Annotated in this window: 24 protein-coding genes and 3 pseudogenes; 5 read left to right on the forward strand and 22 right to left on the reverse strand. The window is 38.0% G+C overall.

Features of this window, described 5'->3' with window-relative positions:
• Nucleotides 1-209: 209 nt before the first annotated feature.
• Nucleotides 210-470 carry a type II toxin-antitoxin system Phd/YefM family antitoxin gene (locus tag V4P55_RS03280; protein ID WP_455475119.1) on the forward strand — a complete coding sequence of 87 codons (261 nt, stop codon included), beginning with the start codon at nt 210-212 and terminating at the stop codon, nt 468-470.
• A gap of 28 nt (nt 471-498) precedes the next feature.
• Here the strand turns inward: V4P55_RS03280 and V4P55_RS03285 are convergent.
• From V4P55_RS03285 to V4P55_RS03330, 10 genes and pseudogenes are all read right to left on the reverse strand, one after another.
• A pseudogene (locus V4P55_RS03285) lies at nt 499-825 on the reverse strand (HigA family addiction module antitoxin).
• A 61-nt stretch (nt 826-886) separates the two neighbouring features.
• On the reverse strand, nt 887-1,195 hold the full coding sequence (locus tag V4P55_RS03290) for a HigA family addiction module antitoxin (RefSeq protein ID WP_455474989.1): 309 nt from the start codon (nt 1,193-1,195) through the stop codon (nt 887-889).
• A 10-nt stretch (nt 1,196-1,205) separates the two neighbouring features.
• Nucleotides 1,206-1,484, reverse strand: a complete 279-nt coding sequence (locus tag V4P55_RS03295; protein WP_455475120.1) for a type II toxin-antitoxin system RelE/ParE family toxin — start codon at nt 1,482-1,484, stop codon at nt 1,206-1,208.
• A 99-nt stretch (nt 1,485-1,583) separates the two neighbouring features.
• Nucleotides 1,584-2,543 (reverse strand): Bgr_08870 family protein, encoded by a 960-nt coding sequence (locus V4P55_RS03300; RefSeq protein WP_455474734.1) that lies wholly within the window; start codon nt 2,541-2,543, stop codon nt 1,584-1,586.
• Between the two features lie 12 nt (nt 2,544-2,555).
• Nucleotides 2,556-5,697 (reverse strand): annotated as a pseudogene (locus tag V4P55_RS03305) (DUF4815 domain-containing protein).
• A 1-nt stretch (nt 5,698) separates the two neighbouring features.
• Nucleotides 5,699-6,805 (reverse strand): phage tail protein, encoded by a 1,107-nt coding sequence (locus V4P55_RS03310; protein WP_455474732.1) that lies wholly within the window; start codon nt 6,803-6,805, stop codon nt 5,699-5,701.
• A complete protein-coding gene (locus V4P55_RS03315; protein ID WP_455474990.1) occupies nt 6,805-7,632 on the reverse strand; it encodes a baseplate J/gp47 family protein in 828 nt (275 codons plus the stop codon). The genes V4P55_RS03310 and V4P55_RS03315 overlap by 1 nt, the downstream gene beginning before the upstream one ends.
• Nucleotides 7,629-7,970: a GPW/gp25 family protein gene (locus V4P55_RS03320; protein ID WP_455474991.1), complete on the reverse strand. Its 342-nt coding sequence runs from the start codon at nt 7,968-7,970 to the stop codon at nt 7,629-7,631. The genes V4P55_RS03315 and V4P55_RS03320 overlap by 4 nt, the downstream gene beginning before the upstream one ends.
• Nucleotides 7,967-8,608, reverse strand: coding sequence for a phage baseplate assembly protein V (locus V4P55_RS03325; RefSeq protein WP_455474992.1), 642 nt, complete (start codon nt 8,606-8,608; stop codon nt 7,967-7,969). The genes V4P55_RS03320 and V4P55_RS03325 overlap by 4 nt, the downstream gene beginning before the upstream one ends.
• Nucleotides 8,601-9,131, reverse strand: a complete 531-nt coding sequence (locus V4P55_RS03330) for a hypothetical protein (RefSeq protein ID WP_455474993.1) — start codon at nt 9,129-9,131, stop codon at nt 8,601-8,603. Before V4P55_RS03330 ends, V4P55_RS03325 begins: the two co-directional genes overlap by 8 nt.
• Nucleotides 9,132-9,223: 92 nt before the next feature.
• Between V4P55_RS03330 and V4P55_RS03335 the strand changes: the two genes are divergently transcribed.
• On the forward strand, nt 9,224-9,328 hold the full coding sequence (locus V4P55_RS03335) for a CopG family antitoxin (protein WP_455474994.1): 105 nt from the start codon (nt 9,224-9,226) through the stop codon (nt 9,326-9,328).
• Nucleotides 9,329-9,476: 148 nt separating this feature from the next.
• On the opposite strand, the gene V4P55_RS03340 is transcribed toward V4P55_RS03335, so the two are convergent.
• Genes V4P55_RS03340 through V4P55_RS03350 form a run of 3 tightly spaced genes read right to left on the reverse strand, consistent with a single transcriptional unit; the run spans nt 9,477 to nt 10,733 of the window.
• Nucleotides 9,477-9,752: a hypothetical protein gene (locus tag V4P55_RS03340; protein ID WP_455474995.1), complete on the reverse strand. Its 276-nt coding sequence runs from the start codon at nt 9,750-9,752 to the stop codon at nt 9,477-9,479.
• A complete protein-coding gene (locus tag V4P55_RS03345; protein ID WP_455475121.1) occupies nt 9,749-10,510 on the reverse strand; it encodes a phage antirepressor KilAC domain-containing protein in 762 nt (253 codons plus the stop codon). Before V4P55_RS03345 ends, V4P55_RS03340 begins: the two co-directional genes overlap by 4 nt.
• Complete coding sequence (locus V4P55_RS03350) at nt 10,500-10,733, reverse strand: Arc family DNA-binding protein (protein WP_455474996.1); 234 nt, start codon at nt 10,731-10,733, stop codon at nt 10,500-10,502. Before V4P55_RS03350 ends, V4P55_RS03345 begins: the two co-directional genes overlap by 11 nt.
• A 44-nt stretch (nt 10,734-10,777) precedes the next feature.
• Here V4P55_RS03350 and V4P55_RS03355 point away from each other — a divergent pair, with 44 nt between their 5' ends.
• Entirely contained in the window at nt 10,778-11,008 is a 231-nt protein-coding gene (locus V4P55_RS03355) for an Arc family DNA-binding protein (RefSeq protein WP_455474997.1), read from the forward strand.
• 17 nt (nt 11,009-11,025) lie between these two features.
• Here V4P55_RS03355 and V4P55_RS03360 read toward each other — a convergent pair.
• Nucleotides 11,026-11,364, reverse strand: a pseudogene (locus V4P55_RS03360) (Rha family transcriptional regulator); the annotation flags it as partial.
• Nucleotides 11,365-11,899: 535 nt separating this feature from the next.
• Between V4P55_RS03360 and V4P55_RS03365 the strand changes: the two are divergent.
• Nucleotides 11,900-12,451: a hypothetical protein gene (locus V4P55_RS03365; protein WP_455474998.1), complete on the forward strand. Its 552-nt coding sequence runs from the start codon at nt 11,900-11,902 to the stop codon at nt 12,449-12,451.
• Nucleotides 12,452-12,753: 302 nt separating this feature from the next.
• On the opposite strand, the gene V4P55_RS03370 is transcribed toward V4P55_RS03365, so the two are convergent.
• Nucleotides 12,754-13,350 (reverse strand): hypothetical protein, encoded by a 597-nt coding sequence (locus V4P55_RS03370; RefSeq protein ID WP_455474999.1) that lies wholly within the window; start codon nt 13,348-13,350, stop codon nt 12,754-12,756.
• Nucleotides 13,351-13,353: 3 nt separating this feature from the next.
• Nucleotides 13,354-13,665, reverse strand: a complete 312-nt coding sequence (locus V4P55_RS03375; protein WP_455475000.1) for a hypothetical protein — start codon at nt 13,663-13,665, stop codon at nt 13,354-13,356.
• Between the two features lie 835 nt (nt 13,666-14,500).
• Between V4P55_RS03375 and V4P55_RS03380 the strand changes: the two genes are divergently transcribed.
• Complete coding sequence (locus tag V4P55_RS03380) at nt 14,501-15,025, forward strand: hypothetical protein (RefSeq protein WP_455475001.1); 525 nt, start codon at nt 14,501-14,503, stop codon at nt 15,023-15,025.
• A 570-nt stretch (nt 15,026-15,595) separates the two neighbouring features.
• On the opposite strand, the gene V4P55_RS03385 is transcribed toward V4P55_RS03380, so the two are convergent.
• The 6 genes from V4P55_RS03385 to V4P55_RS03410 all read right to left on the reverse strand — a co-directional run bounded on the left by V4P55_RS03385 (nt 15,596) and on the right by V4P55_RS03410 (nt 19,285).
• Nucleotides 15,596-16,183 carry a hypothetical protein gene (locus V4P55_RS03385; RefSeq protein WP_455475002.1) on the reverse strand — a complete coding sequence of 196 codons (588 nt, stop codon included), beginning with the start codon at nt 16,181-16,183 and terminating at the stop codon, nt 15,596-15,598.
• Between the two features lie 10 nt (nt 16,184-16,193).
• Nucleotides 16,194-16,631 (reverse strand): single-stranded DNA-binding protein, encoded by a 438-nt coding sequence (gene ssb / locus V4P55_RS03390; protein ID WP_455475003.1) that lies wholly within the window; start codon nt 16,629-16,631, stop codon nt 16,194-16,196.
• A gap of 175 nt (nt 16,632-16,806) precedes the next feature.
• On the reverse strand, nt 16,807-17,295 hold the full coding sequence (locus V4P55_RS03395) for a hypothetical protein (protein WP_455475004.1): 489 nt from the start codon (nt 17,293-17,295) through the stop codon (nt 16,807-16,809).
• Nucleotides 17,296-17,306: 11 nt separating this feature from the next.
• Nucleotides 17,307-17,660, reverse strand: a complete 354-nt coding sequence (locus tag V4P55_RS03400; RefSeq protein WP_455475005.1) for a hypothetical protein — start codon at nt 17,658-17,660, stop codon at nt 17,307-17,309.
• Nucleotides 17,661-17,823: 163 nt separating this feature from the next.
• Entirely contained in the window at nt 17,824-18,312 is a 489-nt protein-coding gene (locus V4P55_RS03405; RefSeq protein WP_455475006.1) for a hypothetical protein, read from the reverse strand.
• On the reverse strand, nt 18,272-19,285 hold the full coding sequence (locus V4P55_RS03410; protein WP_455475007.1) for a YdaU family protein: 1,014 nt from the start codon (nt 19,283-19,285) through the stop codon (nt 18,272-18,274). Before V4P55_RS03410 ends, V4P55_RS03405 begins: the two co-directional genes overlap by 41 nt.

The following is a 19,285-nucleotide window of genomic DNA, read 5'->3' on the forward strand; positions in this document are numbered from 1 at the left end:
TTGGCTAATGAAATGAATGGGAAAAATAATGATTGGATCGTCGCTCTTGAGAAAAACTTGACATTATACATATTATACATATAATATGTATTGCATGCATTGTGTGCATTAGCGCTCATCTATGAGCTGCACACGTGCAGCTCATAGATGTGAGTATCGCTGAGAGCAGTCCTATCGAGAACGTCCCTTTTATGGAAAAGGTGAGAGAAGTGAAAAAATACAGTTTTACAGATGTGAACCGCGGGACTGGCAATATTTTAGATGAAGCTATGTCCACGCCTGTAGCTTTAACGAAACGGGGACGTGAAAAGATCATTATGCTCCCCATCAATTTATATAATGAATTAATAAAATCCCGTTCTGCTGCACAATCTTTTATCTATGCAGACGCACCAAAAGATATATTAGACGACTTAGATCGTGGGTTAGATGATATTTTAAACGATGATGCAAATGTTGAAAGTAGGTAACGTTGTTCGATATTATTAGAACAAGCCTCTAGCGGTTATGTTCTATTTGCGTATCTGCTTTGTTAGCTGTCAACGTTGGAATGGAAGAAACATCAATATCTCGTAGTGCATGCTATGTATCATAATTCGCCTGCAACTGTAACCATAGAGCTGGTCCATTACCCAAAAGCTTGCCTATACGCGCAGCTGTAACTGCCGTAACAGGACGCATCCCTTTAAGAATACTATGCAAATGCTGGCATGATATTTGAAGAATGCGAGCAATTTCAGTTTTACTTATCTCCAAATTTTCTAAAGCTTCAGCTAAAATTTCTCCTGGATGAGAAGGACAGCGATTAGGATTGCATGTACTCATAGGTAAAAACTCCTTCTGAAAAACTTAAGATATTGCTCTAGAGCAAAAAGCCGCAAAGAAATCAAAGAGTGTGAAGTGTCGGAACTTTACTAACATCGATTTCATGCTCAGCATGCCAAGCGTCATAAGCTGCTTGCATGCGTAACCAGACAGCAGCACCATCACCAAACATTTTCCCCAAGCAAGCTGAAAGAGACGGAGAAACTGGTTTTTTTGCATTCAGAATATCATAAAGATGCTGGCGTGAGATACCAAGCATTTGCGCAATTTCTGATTTTGTTTTGCCAGTTTCAGGAATAATTTCTGCCAGTAAATCACCTGGATGAGAAGGGCAACGGTTCTTATCTCTTTGTGCAAGAATATCATTCATAATCGTATCCTTAATGATATTGTTCAAGATCAACACGGTAAGCGTGGCATGTATTAAATTCAAAAGTAATACACCATGGTCCATTAACGTGAACAGTGTAACGGGTAGGTGAATATCCAATCAAAGAATGAAAGTTAAATCCTGGAAGATTCATATCCTCTGGTCTTTCAGAAACATCCAAACGATCAAGACGAACAATAATACGTTTTACAAGTTTCTTATCAATCTTGGATGATTTTCCTGTTTTGAATAATTCAGCCAATGTTTTGCTTTTAAACGTTTTAATCATACCCATATATAGTGTCGATCATTATAAATGTCAACAAATAGCTTACATTACAAATGCTAAAATAGATAAAGACATTAATATTCTACTCATCAGTAAACCTCATGATTTTATGGCGTAAACAACTGTTGCATTAACAGGTCGCGTTTCTGCTTCACCCGTTGGGGAAAGAGTTGCTTTGTGCGTGTGAGCACCAGCAGGTTTTGTTACGTTTTCTATGGATGCATAGTGAAACTTACCAACCGCTACAAAATTGAGATCATTCCATCCACCAGCATAATTAGAAAGCTGTTTAACTCCATTATACTGAAAATTATGGGAATGCTCGCCCGCTTCTTCAAGAATGCAATCATGCGTATGCGATTTTATGCTGTCTTTTTGTTCGGTTGCAAAATCTCTCTCTGGATCTAAACCGCGACCATTATCAAAACCACGTAAAAACATCCCTCTCAAATCAGGAACTTTAAAGGTTGTCTCGCTATCTTTTCCCCATTTATCGCCTATTGCCTCAAATAATCGTGGATACTCTTCACGTTCATAGGTCGCACCATCACATAAGAGCCAACCGCTTGGCACTTCTTGCATGGCGAATGTGGCAATGAATCCAGCGGGGAAAATTGCCTTCATTGTTTGGTATATTTCCTGAAGTGTCGCTGAAGATTCTTCTTTTGTGCAATAATTCTCCTCAAGCCCAACAATATCTTCAGTCTTATGTTGATGAGGACCTAAAAGCGATTTAGCACTACCAAAGGTAAAATTATTGTTACTTGACTTGTAGAGAACATAATTATTAGCCGCATCTTGTGCACCCTCGACATCTGCTAACTCAGAAAGTGCAAAACTCTTATCCGCAGGCATCTTGCCTTTGAGAGTTGTCTCAAGACCTGTGATATCGCTTATCGTATGTACATGTTGTGAAGGTGCTTTTTCTTTTACTTGTGTTTCAATATCTGCAATTGCTTGATCAATTTTTGTCAAATTTTCACGCAAGATAGGAAATTCAGCGCTGATAAAGCGCCCTTCTTGAGGAAGTTCCAAATTCAATTTTTCTGTTTTTGCCATTTTCCACTCCAATTATAATATACCTGCGCCAAAATCACGCACCATCGATCTTGATGCGGGACCACCAGTCAGTGTGAATTTCAAGCGTGCCTGTTTAGCTGTTTTGTTATCACTGATAAATTTACGTTCCGTCCAAAGCGGCTCAGCGAGTTGTTCTGTCTCCTCCAACGTCAGCGGAATAAAAGCTCCATCATCAAATTGGATCTCCATTTTGAAGGTCGCTCCACCTGGTAAAAAGCTTTTAATATAGCTGGTGAGCTTTGACCGTTCTCCAAAGGCAAAAGCACGGGTCACATAAGTGGCTTGTTTGTGGATTTTCCCTGCAATAAGTTCAACAGGAGCAAACAAAACAGGCGAGAGCTTTTCAGTCCCCTTGAGAATAGCGCGCAACTGAACCTTTTCGCTGATATATTCTGTTAAACTGAGCAATTGAAACGGAAGTAATTGGTAAATTGTGCCATTGTTTCTTTCAATTTCAAACACGACAGAACAATCACTGGAAGGCAATTCAATCGCTGCCCGCACTTGTAAATCTGAGCAATCAACAAGGTCAAACTCTCCTAAATTGACAGTTTTTTCTGTTTGCGTATAGCGTGCTGCTAACACCCGAAAGGTTAAAGCCTCGTCTTGATGAGCTGTCCAACTTCGCGCATTAACAGAAGAAAAACGTGGACCTGTCACATAAGGGTGACTTGAGACAACTCTTTGCTTTTCTTCATCAAAACCTCCAAGCTTTGCCAATGAGATAGCATGATGACCATCATCAGTCTTAATAACAAAAGCCGTAAGACGATCATTAGAAACCGTTAACGGCACATCATAGCGTGCCTGTGCCCAGCCCTCCTTGGCTTCTTTCATGGAATAGGATGTTTGTGCTTGGACATCGGCTGTGGGGTATCCGTTCTCTGTGGTCACTAAATCAATCACCAAATCATGAGCAGGATCACCAATTTTACAAAGGTAGAAATCAATAGCTGTGACTTGACGTGTTTCATCGGGAATGAACACTTGCGCTTGTGGGTCAGATTTTGTCCAGATACGCACCGTTGTGGTGCGCCGCATAACTTGTACATCAATCACACCCTGTCCTGTAAAAAGACCCGTTGCAGTTGTTCCCCCTTTGCCCTTCGCCACAATATTTTTCGTGCCTGCAGTGATATTTTCAGGAATAGTAAATGTACCTTCAATGACACCTTTGGTATCGGCAACAAAATGCTTGTTTTGCAAAACATCCACATCATCAAAGGTGAGGCTTTCCAAAATTTCTCCTTTGCCAAAACCTTCAATTTTAAAATCAAGATCAATTTGTCTTAAAAAATCTATTTGTTCTTGATGTGCATCAACAAGAACATTTTTCACTTCCGTAGTCGTGATACTTTTTTGGGATCTCCCCGTAAACAGTTGATTGGTTACGCTAGAAAGCCACTCTGTGCGCTGTTCGTGCCAAAAATCTGTCGCTGGTGTCAGTGTTACCATACCCGGCAGAGGTGCAAAATTTTGATAAGGATTGATTTTTTCACAAGCCGTTGCCAACTCTTGTGCGATAATGACTTCGTTTTCCCAATCAAGCGTTACAGGAGATTTTAAAGTAGCAGTATAAAATGTTGGCTCAATGGCAAGCTGCAAAATGCCGTTTCCAATGGCTCCTGTCTGTGAAACTCCCTCATCTCTATAAGCATCATCAAGGAAGGGATCAACAAACATACCCTTTTTTGCCACAGGCTCTTTTGCATCAACATTGCTTTTAATCCGCTCTAACTGCATGAGACGGTCAAGGGAGAGAACACGCTGGAAATAGCGCCACATCTCATCATAGGGGGCAACCCGGGTGCCATCATTCTTGACAATGGGTAAATCCATCCAATTATTGGTGATCGTAGCCAAAGACAGCACATCATCAGGCACACTCGGTGCCATGGGATCATCGGCTGAAACCCCCTTGATGTAAACCACTGTGCCTTGTGCATTCAATCCTAGGCGATCAATTCGTGGTAATTTATAAGTATAACTGACAATGATATCACCACCTTGTGCGCCATCTGAGATAGTAATCTCTTGCGCTGTGATTTTATCAGCAATGACTTGCGCTCGATAGCGGTAAATGACCATAATAAGTACTGCCTGAAAGCGGCTCATCACCAGCCAGCCCCCAATCAATTGTATCGCCCGTTTTTTTAAAGTCAGTGCCTTCTTTAAATTCCTTGTCTCCTTGGATGACTTTAATAAACGATGTGATACTTTTATCAGGCACACCATCACGTCCTGAAGCGATCGCCCCACGTGTGACATGGGCGGTTTTTTCTTTGGTCAGCAAAAGAGAATGAATGGCTGCAACAGGAAAGTAATAAGGTTTAAAGGTAAAACTTGTTTCCCCTTGCTTTGTTGAAAAAATATGGGTTTCACTTGGCACAACCCCTTCAGAAAAATCCTCTAATTCCTCATGTCTCAAAGCCGCAAGGCGTTTGCGTTTAAAACCATGAATATTGGCTTCCCCTTCCTGAATACTGAAAACTTGGCTCTGTTCCTTTTTGCCCAAAGCTGTAACACGGCAACCATTGACAATATAATGACCGTGTGCACGATCATAGGTAGCAATCGCTTGCATAGCAGGCTCAAGCAAAGAAGGCGATTTTTGATCAATCAAAATACCATCTTGCAGCACATAAACAGGATAAAAAGAACCTTCTTGGGTATCATCTTTGAGTGCCCAGACCAGCTTTACTGTTTCGCGCGCTGCCCCTGGTTCACCTTCTGATAATGTCCCTGGAACTTGACCCAATAACTGAGGGTCATCCTCATGTGTAATCCACTTTTTTTGAAGTTTTACACCAATTTCCATGCGACCAACCATCGAAACATTTTCCAAAACAGCTCGTGAGACTGGGAAAATATCACCCGCAATAAAAATCTTACCATCCGTTAACGTGACAGTTTGGCTGTCTTTATTCACGAAAGCATCAGCACGCTCAATGCGATCGCCTTCTTTAGCCACCAATCGTCCCAAACGATCATGACGCCCTCTGATGATTGTTTGAACCTCATTTAATTCGCCACTTTGAAGAAAGGGACGCTCTCCGTAGAACACAACACTTTGTTGCTCATCCATGCCCACAGATCTATCAATCGCAAAGGGTAAACCACTTTCATGCTTCATTTTAAAACCTCAATAAAATTTTGAATTGTGTGCGAACATCTGCGCGTAAAAGAATGTTGACAGGTGTTTTTATAATCTCAACGCCTCCAATGAGTTCATCAACTCTCAACCAAAGCTTTCCTAAAGGGACGTGTTTTGCTGGAGTCGCATCAACTAAAACAGAAACAGAAGCGACTTGCTTATCATCAACGTTATGGAAATCTGTACGTGCAGCCAACAAGACCATTGCGCCTGCACTCGAAGGCTTAAAGTTTTCACCTAAATGACTGTAAACTCCATTTAATGCCTGCTCTACAGGCTGTATAATGTTACATCTGCGAATGCCAATAACTGTACCCTCGCTATCTCTCAAAACAAGATAAAGAGTTCGATTTCTAAACCACTGTGCCAAAAAGATATTACGCTCATGCCGCGTGATAAAACTCCAAGAAAAGTTTACGCCATCCCATGAATAGTGGAGCTTTTCCCAACTCAGCTCCTCATCGGGATCCTCTATCCAATTGCCAATCAATTGACCTTCTTCTTTACGAAGGGTGTGAGTGATGTCTACATCTTGTCCAAAAGAAAACAATGTATCGCTTGTTGTCATGCGCACACCACTCTCGCGATCCAGCAGCGCATTGTTCAATCTCGACATATTGCCTTCACAAGCCCCAACGCTATAACCGTAAACGGCACGTCTAAAATCAGAACGCAAACTTTTAGAAAGATTGATAATCGCACAAATTGCTTCAAGTTGGCTTTGTTCAGGTAAACTGTCAAAATCAAGCTGAAAGGAATTCCACCACACACGCCCTGCCCATGCTGGTATAAAACGGGCTGAAAGCTCCAACCATTCTAGTCCACTATCAAGGGCTGCTATAGACCCACGCACCTGCTGCCATTTGGAACCTTTATCAAGCAAATCATAAGGGTTTGGTACATAAGGTGTTAACTCACCAAACCCGTATTCCTCAATCAGCCATGGCAAAAAACGAGAGGAACATACAGTAAGTTTTAAACGTGAAATCCCCCAAATAATATCATCAACATCTTGATGAAAATCGCAAGCATCGGCAAGACATTTTTCAAATTCTGTCGCATTGCTGGCAAGCAAATATCCAACCATTAGCGTGCCCGACCTTTGAAGTTTAACGTGACTTTTCCAACAGACAAAACTTCTTTATCTAAAACAGCAATATCCTCCATTGGTTCAAGAGCAATAACTTTTTGCACACCACCAATCATCAATTTTGAAACCCACCATGATAAACTTAATTCGCGACCAAGCATTTGTTCTTGTCTCCATGCTGATCTTAAGTTTTCTTCCATTTGTGCTAAAATTGTCAGTGCCGTTTCTGGTAACAGCCAAACATCAGCTTCCAAATCCACCACCTTTGCTACAGCCGCGTGAACAATGATCGTATCATTGGTCATAATCACATCTTTTTCGTGAAGTGCTTCTGAGACTTTCTCTAAAAGATCTGGGCTGGCTGTTTCTTGCTTATTATTGCCAAAAAGTGCAACATGAATCGTTGGATCTTTCCCATTACGATAGACAATAGCATCTTTAACACGGTTATCTGCTGACAGAGCCACAAATTTATAATAGGGCTCTGTACCGCTACCTTTACCACTGCGAGCATGCAGTTTAATGCGTTCACGATACCTATCATCACTTTCATCTTTCATTCGGTAAACACCGTGCCATTCTCCCAAAGCATCAAGGGAAGCGCCCGTTGCAAAAGCAAGAATGTTATCGCGTGCGGCTTCATTAATGCGTTGTCTTAAAAGCAATTCTCGATAACTGAAAGCCTCAATGACTTTTATCGCCGGATCACTTTCAAGAAACGTATACTCGGGCAAAAGTTCTTTTAAATGAGCAAGACAGGCTGCACGGATTTCCTCAAAAGAAAGTTCCGAAATGATTTCAGGTTTGGTAAGTGCTTCACTCATTTTATTAGCAATCCTTCCATGACAATGGGCTTTCCTGAAGGCAAATAAATCCCTGAAAATGACAAAGAAACTTTTCCAGCCTCAACCCATTGCAAATCAATTTCCTTCAATTGAAAACGCGGTTCCCACTGATCCAAAGCCTCCGCAATAGCTGCATAAAGCGAAACCGCAAAAGCATCATTCACAGGCGCATCTATGAGCTCAGGAACGCGTGAACCATAATCACGCCGCATCACACGAGACCCAATCCGTGTGGACAAAATATCAAGGATTGATTGACGCAAATGATCAATGCCTGATAAGGGCTGTCCTGTGTTCCGATCCATTCCTATGGTCAAATCGGAACTCCTGTTATAGAACTACCAGAAGCCACACCATTATGAACGTGAGATGCGCCTACATTTCTACCGTTATGGGTTAAAGAGCTGCCATTTATTGAAACATGACCGCCAGCTTTCAAAGAAAGATTGCCCCCTGCACTTAAGCTCACATCACTTTCTGAAACAATTTTGAGACCATCAGGAGCTGTAAGTTCTAACATGCCACCCTCTCCTTTAACGGAAACGCCATCAGAAATCGTGAGCAGAAACTTGCCTCCTGACTGAATAGAAAGGGCATAAGTATTCTGTTCATCATCATATTCAATGGTCGTTCCATCAGGGTATATGGTTCGATGAATGCTTCCTTTATCCGCTGCTTGGGTCTCATCGGTATGAATGGAGCCAACTATCACCCCTTGCGATAAATCCCCCGATGACGACACAACAACAACTTGCTCGCCAATATCGCGCCCCTCATAAGAACAGGTTTTTCCAGCACGCGCTTGTGTATCTGGAATCCAGTCACTGACCAAAGCACCACTTCTCACCCGATAACGAGCATTCTTATGATCAACATGGCTAATCTTTCCTACAACAACCATATTCGCCACACGACGCTTAAGATCGTTGATTTCCTTGCCGCGTCTCTCAAGCATGAAACCCCTCAATCTTTTGATATTTATCTTCGTTTTCTCTCCCTGTTTCGGGATCAAAACCAACAAAAGGCTCAACAAATCTCGCCTCTATACTTCCTTCATCGGTCTCAGAAATATTCGTTACATATGTGACTTCAAAGGTTAAAATGGCACCATGAAGCGCTACAGCACCGTTATCACCAAAGGCAAAAGCAATATTCTGTAACCGACAACTCTCAACCGTGTTGTTTAAATGAGGATTGGCATGAAAAATGCTTTCAACTTCCCATGCCAACTGATCAACACAGCGCGCTCCCTCTTCCTGTGTTGCGTAACATTCAACATCAACGGTTAAAACACGTCGCCGCAATCCATAATCATGCCCCTGTTCCAGTGTTTCATTTTGTGTAGACACGTTAATGGCAGGCATGGTCTCAACAGAAAAATTAAAGTCCCGCATATTGAAAACACGCTCACCAGCAATTGTCTTTGCTGCCTTTATCAAGGCAATAAACATCTCTCTTATCGTCTCTCTCGGGTGCATAAAGGTTCCTGTTCAATAAGTTGATTTTGTTATATTTTGTGGATATGTCTTATGAGCAACCGCTAACATGCACCAAAAGAAAATCAGCCTTTATGAGAACTTCAAAATTAAAACAAATGCCTGTTTTTAAAACGGATGCAGAAGCAGAAAACTTTGTTGATACTGCTGATCTTACTGATTATAACTTAACTGGCTGAATTCTGGCTTAATACGCAAGCTGCTTACGACGTAAATGTCTTGCAATCAAAAAAGGCAGGAGAATTTGCCAAATCAATAAATTTAAACGTATGATTTAACTTCCTTCCCACCTGTGAAGATGGGAAGATAGATCATATTCCTTTCAAGTTAAGCCACTTTCTTAAGCGAGCTTTTTAAGTTCGGATCATATGCCTTCAACAAAGGATCGATACCACGAGGAAACTCTGAATCCCCAAAGTCTGTAAGAACCACTAAAAGCTTAACAATATACGCATCTTTCTTGATCTTTGAAACCAAAGCTTTTTCTACCACACTCATGGTGTTAACTATAGCGTTACATTCTTCATCTACAACACCATCACGATTGCAAAGCTTAAACAACGCTATCCACAAATCACACAAAGAATCGATATTAATATTCATTGTACACCTCCGTGGATTTGCTCTCTCAAACATGCCAATCCTTTTGTGGTGATTTTTGTTGAAGGCAAGACCTTTTCTGTGCCATCGGATCTTTGAATCGTGATGGTCGGGCAATCCATGAGACCTTTCTTGATCTTGTCTTGATAAGGTAATAATGGAGAGCCTGGAGCGCGCCGATAAACCCAATCATTTCCACGCAGATAATCAATTAAATCTTTTGGTCGTACCTCTAATACCTTTGCTGCTTCTGTCAGACCAAACAAACCATCAGAACGTGTTAAGCCTTCAAGTGTCTTTGCTTTCGGTTCTAATTTAGCAATGATCGTGTCTTTTTGTTCTATCTGTCCTTGGAGATGTTTCAAAAAGCCAATCATTGCTTCAGGACTGGAATAGTCAATCGATTGAACATGAGATTGCTTTATCTCGCCTCTACGCCATGCAACAAATAACTTAATAAGCATATAACGGACTTGAGAAGATTTTTCTGTATTCGATAATGTCGCTATCAATAATGCTTGCTCTTCGTTAAGCCAATATTCTATTACGTGGTTGCCTTTTATTACCTGCGCCACTGTGGCGCACGTCCCAAACCTTTCTATTTCTTGCATATTTCTTGTAATTAATTTTCTAATGTCACGTGTACGAACAAACCCTAATTTCTCTGCTAAATCCATATCTCGGACACGAGGCTCGTTTTCTATTTCTCTTAATTTGATTAATTGCTCTTTATCGATAGCTAAGTATGTGCTATCCATTATTATTAACCTCTTTCAGGTTGGTTATATGTGAAGCGTTAGAGTGAGTTTTTGCGGACTTATGCTCTAACGCTTTTTCTTTTTTAAGAATATTAATTATTTCAGATGAAAGAGAGCGATCATTCTCTGTCGCCCGATCAAACAACCACTCTTTTAACATATGTGGCATATTTATTTTATATTGGATCGTTTTCATTTCACCTCCTATGCACATATTTAGTACCATAAAGGTACCTTGTGTCAAGTGTGTTTTTAGTGTATTTTAGGTACATGACAAAAAAAGATCGTGTACAATTTAAATTTCTCATTCCAGTTGAATTGAAAAATCAATTGGAAGAGTTTGCTGAAGCAAACCATCGTAGTCTTACGGGTGAAATTCTTGCTCGTTTAGAAGAATCTGTTCACATTACCATTACGACGAATCGTATGCTAGCAATGGATTCAAAAGATTCCCAAAAGTTCATTGAACAATTATTTTTGAATAAAAATAATAAAGCTTGATGTATCGTGCGTAGATCCGAATAATCAATTTGTGGTGCTAATACTTGCTTCTCCAATTCTTGCCAACGATCAACTATCTTTGCTCGCAGTGTCGTACTGTAACCTGACACAAGAATTAAACATTCACGCTTAGGAAGATTATAACAAGAGCGTATTTCACCTTTTCCATCAACGTAAGTGCCACTAAAATCAACCGATCCAAATTTGGATTGGTTAAGTTCCTCAAGCATTTTTCGAATATCACGCATCACATGTGCATGTTGTTTGTCACACAACTCCGCAATTTCACGACTCGACATAGTCTGAACCGCAGCACCATTACTGGCACTTTCTATAGTTTTCATGAAAGTATTCATAAGGGACTCCTGTGTAGTTAGACGTTTCTTAATGACACCCTAAAGGGATGTCGGGTGCTAAGAAACACGGTACACAGTCCGTCGTTATGCTTTCCCCATAAAAGGGTATTTTATGGCATAACCACACCCGACAAAGCCACTATATGCTACAAGCATATAATGAGTCAAAATCTTTCAATTTGCGGAGAAAAGATTATTTCGGCAATCTTCCGCTGTGTATTTTAAAGTGTTTCTTACGCACCTGACTCAACAATAGGCATGTTCCTGCCATATTGTCAATAGGTGAAGAGAACTATTTTAAAAATATATAAGTGTGTCTTTACTTGTTATTTTATTGTAAACATTATAGTTAATTTTCATATTTTACTTACGGACGAGAAAAATGGTATACTTAATATATGTATATATAAGCATAATTATAAATTTAATTTGTATAGGTGGAATTATTACTGGAACAATATTATTGTTTACAAAATCGATGCGAAAAAATGGAATTGAAATCCTTGCTTTCATTTTTTTATTAGTTATTGGATGTATGATAATAAAATTTATTACTATAAGTCATATAGGCTCCAATCATAAAAACGAATTAAGCTTTTTGGAATGGTTGTTATTAATATCCTTCGCTATTTTTACATTTTTCATTTTTTATAATTATCGACAACACAAACGAAAAAAATATTTTGAACAACAAGTTTCAGCATTACGACCATATCCTTTTCCCTCTAGCTTTTCAGAAGCGTGTGAAGTGTTTCAAAAACTTAACGCATATGAACTATTTCAAGAGCTTAACAAAAATAATTATCGTTTAGCACACAATGAAAAATTGTTGGGAATGCAACAAAATGTTACCTTTGCTAGCAGTAAAAAAAACAAATCTATAGGACGTCTTTTGGTAACAAACCAAGCCATTATATTTGAAACTCCTAAAAAAAATGAACGAATTGCTTGGGCGCAAATTGCATCAGCAAATCTCACATACCAAGGATGTCGGATTAAATGTCGCTCTGGCACCTCATGGAATTATAAATTTGCTGCCAGTCCCAAATTTTCCGCAATAGTCCGATCTCTCGTACAGCTTTATTGAATTTTGAATGTTACAAAATTTCTTTCCGTTTAAAATAATCTACACTGTACAGCCTGTGCACATTAAAACTGTACAGTCTGCACATTAAAATTAATTGTTTTCAATAACTTACATGTACAATGCACAGTCAATTTTAAAATTCTGTCGCTAGCGATGGTTCGCGCTGGGCTGCCCCGCAACAAGTCCAACCCGCCTGGAAGTACCTTTTGCATTGATTTTATTGACTTTTTTTATGAAAAAAGCGAATTATCATCGATAATCTTGTCTTAAAAATTATAATCACTGCATACAACACATAGACATCACTTAGAACGTGCTTTAGCCTTATTCTTTGCAGCATATTCCTGACGAGCAAGTTGTATCTGTATATTTTTTGTTAATCTTTCATTGGCATGTTGTACAATGGAATTGGCAATTTCTGGATTAGACATGACCTCTGCAATGGAGATCCCTTCTTGTTTTTCAATGGGGAATTGATCTCCCCCAGCTCTTTGGAAAACATTCCCCCCTCCTCTCCTTAAATTAACACGCTGGGGAAATGTCCCACCTTTTATAAAGCCATGAGGCAAAATCTTTCTTGCTCCAAACATTGTATAAACCACACCGCGCTTTGTTTCTTTTGCTTTAAAAAATTTAAGCGGCAATGCTGTCCCTGAACCAATAATATCTGCTTCAGGAAATTGTGTTGTTGCTTTTGATTTTATGTAAACACCTTTCTTAACACGCTTTACTTGAGCTGATGAAACTTCAGAAACTTTTCGTTCTGTAAAACGCTCAACCTGTTTTGCTGCGGTGTTTACAGCATTACGAAGCGCCCAATTAAGACGTGGCGCTTTAAGACTGGTAAAAGTATTTTCAACTTGCTGAAGATACCATTTTTGATGAATAGTTAACTTCAAATGCTAAGCCTTCTTTGGAAAATCCGTTGATGGCTTAGAAGCTTTAACTGCTTTAGGCTTCTCGGAAACGGCTGTTTCTGAAGCTTCTTGTTCGCTTATATTTGTATTCTCTTTTTGCTCATCAAACTGTTGTTCTTTACCAGAAGCTACACATTCATCCTCTTGATAAAGCCTTGCAGCATTAGCCCGTTTAAGACGAGCATAAACTGCATGAGAAACCTCAACGAATGGATTATCTAAAACCGAAGGCTCAAAACGAACAATACTTTTATTGTCACCCAACACACACATTGGTTTAGTGATTACTACTTTCATAGCCACTCCTTTTGATGAATTATTTAATGACATTTAATGACATAACTGGTCATTTATTCGCTTTTGTTGCTTGAAACAAAAAACAGCCCGTTTTCCTAAGAAAACCAGGCTCTCTAGCCACATTAAAGGCTTAATATTTTTCTAAATTTTTAAGGGAAAATCTAAAATCTGGACACAACAAAACTAGTACCGCACATGTCATTAAATACGATTTTTTACACCATGTCAACAAAAAAATCTAAATATTGTATTTTTTTTATTTTTTATCTAATTTTTCAGTGTTAAAAAACTAAAATTTGTAGATACCATTCTTAAACTTCATCCACAACAAAAAATATATGTTAGCATAGTAAAGCATTCAAAATTGATTTTTTGATAAAATATGAATCATTTTAAAATACTAAAAAATAATAAAAATTTAAATATTATTTTACATAAAATTAATATTATTAAAAATAATTATTAAGTTTTTACAGAGTCTTTTTTTATTATTTTTTATTTTGTTTTCTTATGAATTAGCACAAACAATAGTTAAGTACATACTCGTAAGCTGCAATGAAATACAGATTGTTGAAGCAGACACTAAACGCGTAAAAATGTAAGCAAACTGAATCCCTAAACGATTTCCAAAAGCAAGATGATATGAGCTTGAATATGAGTTCGAATGAAATCGAAATGAGCACAGTGAAAAACGCACCCTTTTTCATAAAAAATTACAAAAATTTTCTTCAAATTATATATCATTATTATTAAATTGATAATTATTAAATTTATTGATAATAACGCAAAAATTGAAATTTGAAAGCTGCAATTTTAAAATAAGAAAGAACTCCCCATGAATAATACTATAAATGCAATACATGACGAATTGACACTGCCTTTTATCGTAGAAGAAACTTTAAAAAAAGGATTTGAAGACAATGCTAGTACTTTAGGAGCGCTAAAAATAGCAGTAGATTACCACAATATACAACGAAAACATTGTTTGCATGTTACATTTATAAATTCACTTAATGAATTAAAAAATGAATTGCCAGAATTTACCAGAGAACCTCAGCCAACATTCACAGGCAGAGGATATCACTATCTCAAAGATGGTATATTAAAAGAGGTCATGCCGTTGATCTCAAAACACGGATTCTTCGTATACAATCCACTTGTCCAATATTCTACCGAAGAAATTACATTAGAGACAACATTAATGCATAATAAAAGTGGACATAGTATTTCATCTCGTGGCACCTACTCAACAATCATGGTGAAAACAGCTGAGAATATCGAAATCGCAAACACAGCAACTTATCAATTTATGCAAGAGTATGCTTTTGAATATAACTTATGTTTATTATTTGGTATGTAAAATTTAATCTTATTTTTTCTTAGTCCTAAAATTTATACTACGACAGCCTCAAAAGCTGTCTGGTTTTAACTATGTCTGTTATCAATTAACTGTATTTCCATAAAAATACCGAAAATTGATAACCCTTATTCTTATAAGTTTAACGTATCCTTTATCAAAAAATACAGCTATTTTGTGAAGGATACGTAAAAGTAGGCGCATAAAATTTACTGAACCTCTATTTTAGGAAAACATAGCGATAATACAGAATATCAAGTGAAATTTCGTTGAAACAGTGATTCTAAAAAGAAGTGTTTTTTGTTATGGAAAATATATTATTGTATCGACGCTCAATGCTTTAAATTTTAATAATAAAATGAATTATAATTTAAGAGAAATTCTCTAAAGGCAAGTTTGCTATTGCAACGCATAATTTACGACCCAAAGAATTTCCTGCAAAGCTAATCTTACGCATTTTTTTTAACCCCATCTAATACAAATTAACTGATTATTAGGTTTAAACCATGCAATAAAATTAGATGTCTTCGCATTTACTCTTCTTGCTCTTGGAAAAGAAGTTACCATTGATATTCAGGATGCTGCTTGAGATTTGTATACTTTACGGCTTTGCGCAAAATATTTATGAAGCACATTAAGAATAATACGCAGTGAATGTACAAGATACGACAATGATTGATCTTCGATAACAAGACATTGCAGTGCAGCATAAAAATTATGTTGGTGATACAAATCTTGTGCTTCTTTTATAGCTTCCTTCATATCTTCATAGCGATCGGTTGCTTTTTGAATCCACCGTTCTTGTGCTTCCTCATCTGACAATGGAATAAAATCGTCATAATAGCCGCTCGGCAAACCTTTTGCACACAGGTAATCATTTCTAACTTCAAGATACTTCTGTGCAGCATCATACTGGTCTTGGCTAATGCCTGATGGGTCTTGTCTATATCCGAGCAAACACAGTCTCCCGATATAAGTGCCAGAAAGTGGATTTTTTGCTTCTTCTACAGTTAACCCAAAGTGCTTAGCACGCATTGCAATTGTTAATTTATCAATAGCTTCACGTGGTCTTTTTGCACGTGAAATACGTCCGTTTTTTTCTCTCATACGTCCCTCAATCCGTGGTCGTCCACGTTTTGCTCGTTTTTTTCTTTTTGCCATATTTTTTCAATCAAAACGGAATGTCGTCATTAACAGATGTTTTATAATCAGCAGCACCTGAAGCAACTGCATAACTTTGAGCAGTGACATAGGTATCGCTCTCTTTCTTTGCATCAAGCAAATACAATTCACCTTTAAACTGCGGTACAATCACTTCTGTCGTGTAACGCTCAATACTTTTGTTATCTTGCCATTTACGTGTTTGTAATCGCCCTTCGATATAGACCTTACTGCCTTTTTTAAGATATTGAAGGGCAATCTTTGCAATGTGGGGATTAAAAACCGCCACGGAATGCCATTCCGTTTTCTCTATTTTTTGATTGGTGTTTTTATCTTTGTAGCTATCGGAAGTTGCTATCCTAAAATTGACCACTTCAACACCAGAAGGCATTGTTTTACTTTCAGGATCAGCACCAAGATACCCTATTAACGTCACTTTATTGAGCATATTTTCATATCCATTAAATTTACGTTTTTACGAACATTATTTTAACATAAATTCTTATATTTTTCTAATGTTTTCAAAGTGATATTATAAATTATTAATATATAAAATTATATTTTACAGCGCTCATTGATAGTACTTGACTGCTACAAACGCATGGTGGATCAAATGAGAAATTTTATGCAGAATCCAGAGCGCATGACCGTAATAAATTAATAAGCTTATCTATTAATCTATATGTACGAGCCATAACATAAACGACAAAAACCAACAAAATATGCCAAAGAAGAGTATTTGCTGAAAAGTGGGCTTCATCCCCAAAAGCAGAGAGAAAAGAAATATCTGTCTTAGGACTGTATGAAAAAATTAATGTCACAAGCGCCAAAACAATTAAACGAAAAAGTTGATGCATATATAAATGCAAATCAGATGTTATGATATTCCAAGATGTTGTATTTTCATATTGGTACTCTGGATCAAAATGTAATTTTGACGGAAGTTTAGAATTACATAAGATTGCACAAAGGATTGTTACTATTACTAAAAAGATAGATGCAAATGTTAAAACGCCTTGAATAAAGTCAGTGTTTTTTTCTATTTCCAAAAAAGACAAAGCTATAAGTGCTATAAACCCGATGCCATATAATAAAATTGTTGTTTTCTTCATTGTAAACATGTTTATTTCTCAGCAGATTTCGATAATTTTTTAATAGTTTCCGATAACTTTTTGATATCTTTGTTAATCTCATCTATGAGTGGCTCATAGTTAAGAACAGCTTTGGGCAGTGCACTCCCATAAAACCACGCTTTTACTTGCGCTTCAGTACTGAAATTCGCTCCTTCTAGCGTTTCATAGTGTTTGCAGCCTTCAAACTCCTCATATTCTCTGGCTCCATCTTCATACTCATAAAGGTTATAAAAATATTCAGCACAACCAAGCCCCCAAGGTGCATGGCCAATAGCTGTTGCAACAAACTTTTTTTGTATTGGCTGTTTACGTTTTGTTGAGAACAGATGTTTTAAGATTTCCATGCTTTAATCCTTAATTTTATCGATAGGCTTATTTGCCACAAATTTGACCACAAATAGCCATTTTTATTTTAATGCATATGATCAAAAAATTCTTTAATCGCTCTGTATGGTGCCTTTTTATTGATTTAAACGTATGCCTAATACAAAACGATCAACACTTTTACTAGTTTGTTATTTTTCCTTCTTGCTCCTGAACAAGCGTAAATGGTCGGGAATGCTCTCTCGCTATTTTTTCTTTCATCGTCTTTTTACGTGTATTCAAAACAGCTTTGCGAACAACACTCGCTCTGGTTAAAAGGCTGGCTTCCAAATCACGACACAGTCTCACAAGCTCGCGAGTACTTGGGAAAAACGTATCGGATAAACCATCTATTTCATCACACAAAATTCGCTTAACCGTTTTCATCAATGACCATGCCGAAACATTTTCGAGAACCATTCCATAGGTCAGTGCTATCCCCTCATGATCTGCATTTTGCGCTATTTTCAATCCACACGAGAGCATACGAATAGCCTTTGCAATGTCTTCTTTTTCGGCTTTCACCGCAAACAGTTCCCGAAGTTGATCATAAGCCTCTAAAGCAAGCATTTCCTGCTGCTTGGTTAACTTACTACCATCCTTCAAAGCTAGAGGAAATTCCGAAGCTATCATTGCACGAATGTTCTTTAAAGTAACCTCGATTTCCGATATCAAGGATGCTGTCTGCGATGCGCTCGCCAACACTTTTTTGTCTTTGAGGATAATTGCCATGATTACTACCTATCTTGCTATTTCCGTAATTTTTTGAATTTCTAATCCAGTTACGCCATGTCGCTGGCCAATCACGTTTGGTCGCGTCCTTCCCTGTCTTGGCATTCCAATAATCTCGAAATTTTGCACTCTCGATTTTAGCCTGCTCTGGAAGCAAACCCTCCCGAATTGCAAAATCGTAATCAGGTTCGAAATCATCAGGCAACCGACAACCTCGATCAATGTTAGCTCGTTTAGCTTGTGAAGAAATGTTCTCTTGCTCATGAATGGGAAGTAAATTCACAACGTTAGTGATTTCTGGAGAACTGCTTGCATCTGAAATTTCGTTTTGAGCTGAAAGCGTATCGAACATATCGCACCCCTCTTGCTCGTGAACAGAAAGAGCAGTTTCTGAATCTTCGAAATTTTCTTTTTTTGCTAATACGATAGTATTAGTTTTTTTATATATATTATTCTTATTCTTTATAGCTTGATTTTGCTTACCGTTTGCTTCAGCAAAATTATTAATTGATTGTTTTATATGTGTTTTTGCTTGTGCACCTTTTTTACCAGCTTCACTGCGGACTTGCGATATGTGCTCCTTTTTTTCGATAAACTCTTTTAGCTCTTCTTCAACACGATAACTCCATAAACCTTCATTTGTTTGGATCAATTTATCATTTCTCATTAAATATTCGACGATGATTACAAACTTCTTTTTTGAACAATTGCAGGTACGTGCAAGCGTCTCATAATCTTCTTTAATTGGTGATTTTTTATCATACATGCGCACGAGAAGAGTAATATAAACGCCCCTTTGCTCCAATGTCATTCCATCTGTACCGCTGATCCAGTCATATAAATTGAATCTGAACCATGGCATATCATTAGACAT

This window comes from Bartonella sp. B30(2025), assembly GCF_053793825.1.

Excerpts from the sequence above, each read along its gene's own strand:
- V4P55_RS03290 (WP_455474989.1), bottom strand. The coding sequence starts at position 1,195 with ATGAATGATATTCTTGCACAAAGAGATAAGAACCGTTGCCCTTCTCAT.
- V4P55_RS03295 (WP_455475120.1), bottom strand. The coding sequence starts at position 1,484 with ATGATTAAAACGTTTAAAAGCAAAACATTGGCTGAATTATTCAAAACA.
- V4P55_RS03300 (WP_455474734.1), bottom strand. The coding sequence starts at position 2,543 with ATGGCAAAAACAGAAAAATTGAATTTGGAACTTCCTCAAGAAGGGCGC.
- V4P55_RS03310 (WP_455474732.1), bottom strand. The coding sequence starts at position 6,805 with ATGGTTGGATATTTGCTTGCCAGCAATGCGACAGAATTTGAAAAATGT.
- V4P55_RS03315 (WP_455474990.1), bottom strand. The coding sequence starts at position 7,632 with ATGAGTGAAGCACTTACCAAACCTGAAATCATTTCGGAACTTTCTTTT.
- V4P55_RS03325 (WP_455474992.1), bottom strand. The coding sequence starts at position 8,608 with ATGCTTGAGAGACGCGGCAAGGAAATCAACGATCTTAAGCGTCGTGTG.
- V4P55_RS03330 (WP_455474993.1), bottom strand. The coding sequence starts at position 9,131 with ATGCACCCGAGAGAGACGATAAGAGAGATGTTTATTGCCTTGATAAAG.
- V4P55_RS03335 (WP_455474994.1), top strand. The coding sequence starts at position 9,224 with ATGAGAACTTCAAAATTAAAACAAATGCCTGTTTTTAAAACGGATGCA.
- V4P55_RS03340 (WP_455474995.1), bottom strand. The coding sequence starts at position 9,752 with ATGAATATTAATATCGATTCTTTGTGTGATTTGTGGATAGCGTTGTTT.
- V4P55_RS03350 (WP_455474996.1), bottom strand. The coding sequence starts at position 10,733 with ATGGTACTAAATATGTGCATAGGAGGTGAAATGAAAACGATCCAATAT.
- V4P55_RS03355 (WP_455474997.1), top strand. The coding sequence starts at position 10,778 with ATGACAAAAAAAGATCGTGTACAATTTAAATTTCTCATTCCAGTTGAA.
- V4P55_RS03365 (WP_455474998.1), top strand. The coding sequence starts at position 11,900 with ATGATAATAAAATTTATTACTATAAGTCATATAGGCTCCAATCATAAA.
- V4P55_RS03375 (WP_455475000.1), bottom strand. The coding sequence starts at position 13,665 with ATGAAAGTAGTAATCACTAAACCAATGTGTGTGTTGGGTGACAATAAA.
- V4P55_RS03380 (WP_455475001.1), top strand. The coding sequence starts at position 14,501 with ATGAATAATACTATAAATGCAATACATGACGAATTGACACTGCCTTTT.
- V4P55_RS03385 (WP_455475002.1), bottom strand. The coding sequence starts at position 16,183 with ATGGCAAAAAGAAAAAAACGAGCAAAACGTGGACGACCACGGATTGAG.
- ssb (WP_455475003.1), bottom strand. The coding sequence starts at position 16,631 with ATGCTCAATAAAGTGACGTTAATAGGGTATCTTGGTGCTGATCCTGAA.
- V4P55_RS03395 (WP_455475004.1), bottom strand. The coding sequence starts at position 17,295 with ATGAAGAAAACAACAATTTTATTATATGGCATCGGGTTTATAGCACTT.
- V4P55_RS03400 (WP_455475005.1), bottom strand. The coding sequence starts at position 17,660 with ATGGAAATCTTAAAACATCTGTTCTCAACAAAACGTAAACAGCCAATA.
- V4P55_RS03405 (WP_455475006.1), bottom strand. The coding sequence starts at position 18,312 with ATGATAGCTTCGGAATTTCCTCTAGCTTTGAAGGATGGTAGTAAGTTA.
- V4P55_RS03410 (WP_455475007.1), bottom strand. The coding sequence starts at position 19,285 with ATGTCTAATGATATGCCATGGTTCAGATTCAATTTATATGACTGGATC.